Origin of the sequence: Streptomyces sp. WMMC500, assembly GCF_027497195.1 — a bacterium.
Classification (GTDB): Bacteria; Actinomycetota; Actinomycetes; order Streptomycetales; family Streptomycetaceae; genus Streptomyces.
In genome coordinates, this window is sequence record NZ_CP114905.1 from 2,271,247 (window position 1) to 2,277,500 (window position 6,254).

1 protein-coding gene and 2 rRNA genes are annotated in these 6,254 nt (G+C 64.2%); 1 reads left to right on the forward strand and 2 read right to left on the reverse strand.

Features of this window, described 5'->3' with window-relative positions:
• Positions 1-161: 161 nt before the first annotated feature.
• Complete coding sequence (locus O7599_RS09225; RefSeq protein ID WP_281621645.1) at positions 162-2,801, forward strand: SpoIIE family protein phosphatase; 2,640 nt, start codon at positions 162-164, stop codon at positions 2,799-2,801.
• Positions 2,802-2,873: 72 nt separating this feature from the next.
• On the opposite strand, the gene rrf is transcribed toward O7599_RS09225, so the two are convergent.
• Together rrf and O7599_RS09235 are read right to left on the reverse strand one after the other, a co-directional pair.
• Positions 2,874-2,990 (reverse strand): 5S ribosomal RNA (gene rrf / locus O7599_RS09230).
• A 74-nt stretch (positions 2,991-3,064) separates the two neighbouring features.
• Positions 3,065-6,194, reverse strand: a 23S ribosomal RNA gene (locus O7599_RS09235).
• Positions 6,195-6,254 lie beyond the last annotated feature (60 nt).

A 6,254-nucleotide genomic window follows, 5' to 3' on the forward strand; every position in this document is an offset into this window, starting at 1 on the left:
TTCACCCCGGCCCTGGCAGGCCATAACAGTTCGGCGGCTAAGGCGCACTTTCCGAGTGTTAAGAGAAGGATCCGGCATCTGTCCGCAGGGTGAAGGTAAGTACCCTGGCATCCGCCGTCCATCCCTTCAGCCGGGAGAGTGGCACATCGAGAGGAGAGCTGGTGACCACCGCGCGGGCTGCGGCCACCTTCGAGCCGGTCGGGCGCTCCGTCGCCGCGGCCAGGACCTTCGTCCGCGACACCCTCCAGGGCTGGGGCTACCCCGAGGCTACAGACGACGCCGTCGTACTGACCAGTGAACTTGTGACGAACGCCATAATTCATGCCGGTACGGCCGTAGACGTCCTTTGTGTCCGGATGGTCGACGCGGTACGGGTCGAGGTCGCCGACCGGCACGCCGAGCGCGAGTTGCCGCTGCACAGTCCCGCGCTGCAGCCCACACCCCTCGACCGCGAAGGCGGCCGCGGCCTGATGCTCTGCGCCGCCCTCGCCAGCCGCTGGGGCGTCGACTACACCGCCGAGCACAAGCGCGTCTGGTTCCAGCTCACCGTCACCGAGCCGCCCGCCGGCACCCGCGCCGCCGGCCCCGCACTGCCCGTCGACGAGCTGCCGCTGGCCGAGGAGCACATCCGCGTCGCCGTCGTCCGCATCGACCGCGGCGGCCTCGTCAGCGAGTGGAACGACGACGCCCGCGACCTCTTCGGCTACGAACCGGAGAAGGTCATCGGCAAACCCCTCGGCGACCTCGCCGCCTGGCCGCACACCCCCGGCACCGGCACCGGCCTCGTCGAGGCGCTCCAGCTCTCCCGCTGGGAGGGCTCGTACGGCATCCGCTGCAACGACGGGCGCGTCACCCCCGTCTACGCCTCACACATGCGGCTGCGCAACTCCGCCGGCGACCCGTCCACGATCTGCCTCATGGTCCGCGACCGCGAACGCGCCGTCCTGCAGAGCCCGCTGCGCGCCCCCGCCGGCGACGGCCACGGCACCGAAGGCCGCACCGGCGCCTTCCCCGGCGGCGACTCCTTCGAGGCGTTCATCGGCACCCCCTCCCCCGACGACCTCGACGGACTCCTCCAGCGCACCGTGGAGCGCGCCCGCGACATGCTCGCCGGCGACGCCGCGTACCTGCTGCTCGCCACCGACGACGAGACCGAACTGGAGGTACGCGCCTCCACCGGACTGCCCTCCGCCCGCCAGCGGTTCGCCCGCGTCCCCGTCGAGACCGGCACCGGGCGCTACGGCTCCGCCCGCCTCCCGTCCGTGCACGAAGACCTCATGGCCGACCCCGACGCCGTACCCCTGCTCGCCGCCACCGGTATGCGCTCCGTCGTCTCCGTACCGCTGAAGGTCGAAGGCCGCCTCACCGGCTCCCTCGGCGTCGCCGCGGAGGTGGCCGGCCGCTACACCAACGAGGAAGCGCTCCGGCTCCAGTTCGCCGCCGACCGCATCGCGCTCGCCGTCGAGTCCGCCCGCCTCGGCGAGCTGGAACGGCTGCGCCGCGGCTCCCTGTCCTTCCTCGTCGAAGCCTCCGACCTGCTCGCCGGCACCCTCGACCGGGACCAGACGCTGGCCCTCATGGCCCAGATGATCGTCCCCACGCTGGCCAGTTGGTGTGCCGTGTACACCCTCCCCGAGCAGGCCGAGCCGGAACTCAGCTACGTCCTGCACGAGGACGAGGAGCGCATCGACGACCTGCGCGCCCTGCTCTCCCGCATCGATCCGCCGGACGCGGTCCTCGTCCCCGGCGCCCGCCTGTGGCGCGGCCCGGGCGACGCGGCCCACACCCTGGCGATGCGCACCTCGTTCCTGAGCCTGAGCATCGCGGGCAACACGTCCCTCGCCGAGGACGCCGAGACGTCTCTGGCCACGGCGGCCACCGTCGGTGGCGAAACCGTTGTGCTGCCGCTCGTCGCCCGCAACCGCGTCATCGGCATGCTGGTGCTGGGCAAGCCGACCGACGAACACTTCCGCCAGGAGATCCTCGAACTCGCCGAAGACCTCTCCCGCCGAGCGGCCCTCGCACTCGACAACGCGCGCCTCTACTCCGAGCGCACCACCATCAGCCAGTCCCTGCAGCGCAGCCTCCTGCCCCCGGGCCTGCCGGACATCCCCGGCGTCGAGGTCGAGGTCATCTACCGCCCCGCGGGCGAAGGCAACGAGGTGGGCGGCGACTTCTACGACCTCTTCGAGATCCGGGACGGCACCTACGGCTTCGCCATCGGAGACGTCTGCGGCACGGGCCCGGAAGCCGCCGCCGTCACGGGCCTGGCCCGGACCGCCCTGCGCCTGCTGGCCCGCGAGGGCTTCGGCGGCCCGGCGGTCCTGGAGCGCCTCAACGCCGCCATCCTCGACGAAGGCGCCCGCGGCCGCTTCCTGACCCTTCTCTACGGCGAACTCTGGCCCCAGCCGGACGGCAGCGCCGTCCTCAAGACCGTGTGCGCCGGCCATCCGCCCCCGCTCCGCCTGCGCCCCGACGGCACGGTGGAACAGGCCACGGAGTCCCAGCCGTTGCTGGGCGTCCTGGAAGACCTGGAACTCCACAGCGAAGAACTCGTCCTCGACCCGGGCGACGTCCTCCTGTGCGTCACGGACGGCGTCACGGAACGCCGCGAGGGCACGCGCATGCTCGGCGACGAGGGCCTGGTCGACGTGCTCACCACGTGTACGGGCCTCACGGCGGGCGCCGTGGCGGCGCGGGTGCTGCGCACGGTGGAACGCTTCGCGGCGGAGCCGGCGTCGGACGACCTGGCGATCCTGACGATGCGCGTGCCGGGTCAGATGAACGGCAACGGGGAGTAGGACCGCAGGGCTCAGAAGTTCTGGAAATGACTCAACCCCCGGACGCTGTCCGGGGGTTGACCCATAAAAGTTGTTCGGCGGTGACCTACTCTCCCACACGGTCCCCCATGCAGTACCATCGGCGCGGTCGGGCTTAGCTTCCGGGTTCGGAATGAGACCGGGCGTTTCCCCAACGCTATGACCACCGAAACACTATGAAACACACAAGCAGCCTGAAAAGGCGGGTTGTTGTCTCAGAACCTACACAGTGGACGCAAGCAGCTATGGACAAGCCCTCGGCCTATTAGTACCGGTCACCTCCACCCCTCACAGGGCTTCCAGATCCGGCCTATCAACCCCGTCGTCTACAGGGGGCCTTAACCCCTCAAAGGGGGTGGGAGTCCTCATCTCGAAGCAGGCTTCCCGCTTAGATGCTTTCAGCGGTTATCCCTCCCGAACGTAGCCAACCAGCCATGCCCTTGGCAGAACAACTGGCACACCAGAGGTCCGTCCGTCCCGGTCCTCTCGTACTAGGGACAGCCCTTCTCAAGACTCCTACGCGCGCAGCGGATAGGGACCGAACTGTCTCACGACGTTCTAAACCCAGCTCGCGTGCCGCTTTAATGGGCGAACAGCCCAACCCTTGGGACCGACTCCAGCCCCAGGATGCGACGAGCCGACATCGAGGTGCCAAACCATCCCGTCGATATGGACTCTTGGGGAAGATCAGCCTGTTATCCCCGGGGTACCTTTTATCCGTTGAGCGACGGCGCTCCCACAAGCCACCGCCGGATCACTAGTCCCTGCTTTCGCACCTGCTCGACCCGTCAGTCTCGCAGTCAAGCTCCCTTGTGCACTTACACTCACCACCTGATGACCAACCAGGCTGAGGGAACCTTTGGGCGCCTCCGTTACCCTTTAGGAGGCAACCGCCCCAGTTAAACTACCCACCAGACACTGTCCCCGATCCGGATCACGGACCCAGGTTAGACATCCAACACGACCAGAGTGGTATTTCAACGACGACTCCACAACCACTGGCGTGGCCGCTTCACAGTCTCCCACCTATCCTACACAAGCCGAACCGAACACCAATATCAAGCTGTAGTAAAGGTCCCGGGGTCTTTCCGTCCTGCTGCGCGAAACGAGCATCTTTACTCGTAATGCAATTTCACCGGGCCTATGGTTGAGACAGTCGAGAAGTCGTTACGCCATTCGTGCAGGTCGGAACTTACCCGACAAGGAATTTCGCTACCTTAGGATGGTTATAGTTACCACCGCCGTTTACTGGCGCTTAAGTTCTCAGCTTCGCCACCCCGAAAGGTGACTAACCGGTCCCCTTAACGTTCCAGCACCGGGCAGGCGTCAGTCCGTATACATCGCCTTACAGCTTCGCACGGACCTGTGTTTTTAGTAAACAGTCGCTTCTCGCTGGTCTCTGCGGCCACCCCCAGCTCCAGCCGTAAAGGCCATCACCGGAAGCGGCCCCCCTTCTCCCGAAGTTACGGGGGCATTTTGCCGAGTTCCTTAACCATAGTTCACCCGAACGCCTCGGTATACTCTACCTGACCACCTGAGTCGGTTTAGGGTACGGGCCGCCATGAAACATCGCTAGAGGCTTTTCTCGACAGCATAGGATCATCCACTTCACCACAATCGGCTCGGCATCAGGTCTCACCCTTCACGGGAGACGGATTTACCTGCCTCCCAGGCCACACCCTTACCCCGGGACAACCACCGCCCGGGCTGGACTACCTTCCTGCGTCACCCCATCACTCACCTACTACAAGCTCGGATCACCGGCTCCACCACACCTTGTATCACCCGAAGGATCAACAAGGGGGCTTCACGGGCTTAGCATCACCTGATTCGATGTTTGGCGCCTCACAGCGGGTACCGGAATATCAACCGGTTATCCATCGACTACGCCTGTCGGCCTCGCCTTAGGCCCCGACTTACCCTGGGCAGATCAACTTGACCCAGGAACCCTTAGTCAATCGGCGCACACGTTTCCCACGTGTGTATCGCTACTCATGCCTGCATTCTCACTCGCGAACCGTCCACACCTCCCTTACGGGGATGCTTCACCCGGCACACGACGCTCCCCTACCCACCCCAGCCGGCGTTAGCCGTCATGCTGGAGTGACACGACTTCGGCGGTACGCTTGAGCCCCGCTACATTGTCGGCGCGGAATCACTTGACCAGTGAGCTATTACGCACTCTTTCAAGGATGGCTGCTTCTAAGCCAACCTCCTGGTTGTCTCTGCGACTCCACATCCTTTCCCACTTAGCATACGCTTAGGGGCCTTAGTCGATGCTCTGGGCTGTTTCCCTCTCGACCACGGAGCTTATCCCCCGCAGTCTCACTGCCGCGCTCAACTTACCGGCATTCGGAGTTTGGCTAAGGTCAGTAACCCGGTAAGGCCCATCGCCTATCCAGTAGCTCTACCTCCGGCAAGCAACACACGACGCTGCACCTAAATGCATTTCGGGGAGAACCAGCTATCACGGAGTTTGATTGGCCTTTCACCCCTAACCACAGGTCATCCCCCAGGTTTTCAACCCTGGTGGGTTCGGGCCTCCACGACCTCTTACAGCCGCTTCACCCTGCCCATGGCTAGATCACCCCGCTTCGGGTCTAGAGCGTGCAACTCAACGCCCAGCTAGGACTCGCTTTCGCTACGGCTACCCCACACGGGTTAACCTCGCTACACACCGCTAACTCGCAGGCTCATTCTTCAAAAGGCACGCAGTCACGACCGAAGTCCCCGAAAGAACAACGGCGACGCTCCCACGGCTTGTAGGCACACGGTTTCAGGTACTCTTTCACTCCGCTCCCGCGGTACTTTTCACCATTCCCTCACGGTACTATCCGCTATCGGTCACCAGGGAATATTTAGGCTTAGCGGGTGGTCCCGCCAGATTCACACGGGATTTCTCGGGCCCCGTGCTACTTGGGAAACAAACAAGCAAGCCGCCACGATTTCAGCTACGGGGGTCTTACCCTCTACGCCGGGCCTTTCGCATGCCCTTCGCCTATCGCAACGGTTTATCACTCACCTCACAGCCGGCAGACCATGAAAGTTCGCTCCCACAACCCCGCCTGCGCAACCCCTGCCGGGTATCACACACAAACGGTTTAGCCTCATCCAGTTTCGCTCGCCACTACTCCCGGAATCACTGTTGTTTTCTCTTCCTGCGGGTACTGAGATGTTTCACTTCCCCGCGTTCCCTCCCAACCGCCTATACATTCAGCAGCGGGTGACAGCCCATGACGACTGCCGGGTTTCCCCATTCGGACACCCCCGGATCACAGCTCGGTTGACAGCTCCCCGGGGCCTATCGCGGCCTCCCACGTCCTTCATCGGTTCCTGGTGCCAAGGCATCCACCATGCGCCCTTAAAAACTTGGCCACAGATGCTCGCGTCCACTGTGCAGTTCTCAAACAACAACCCATAAGAGAAACAGACACG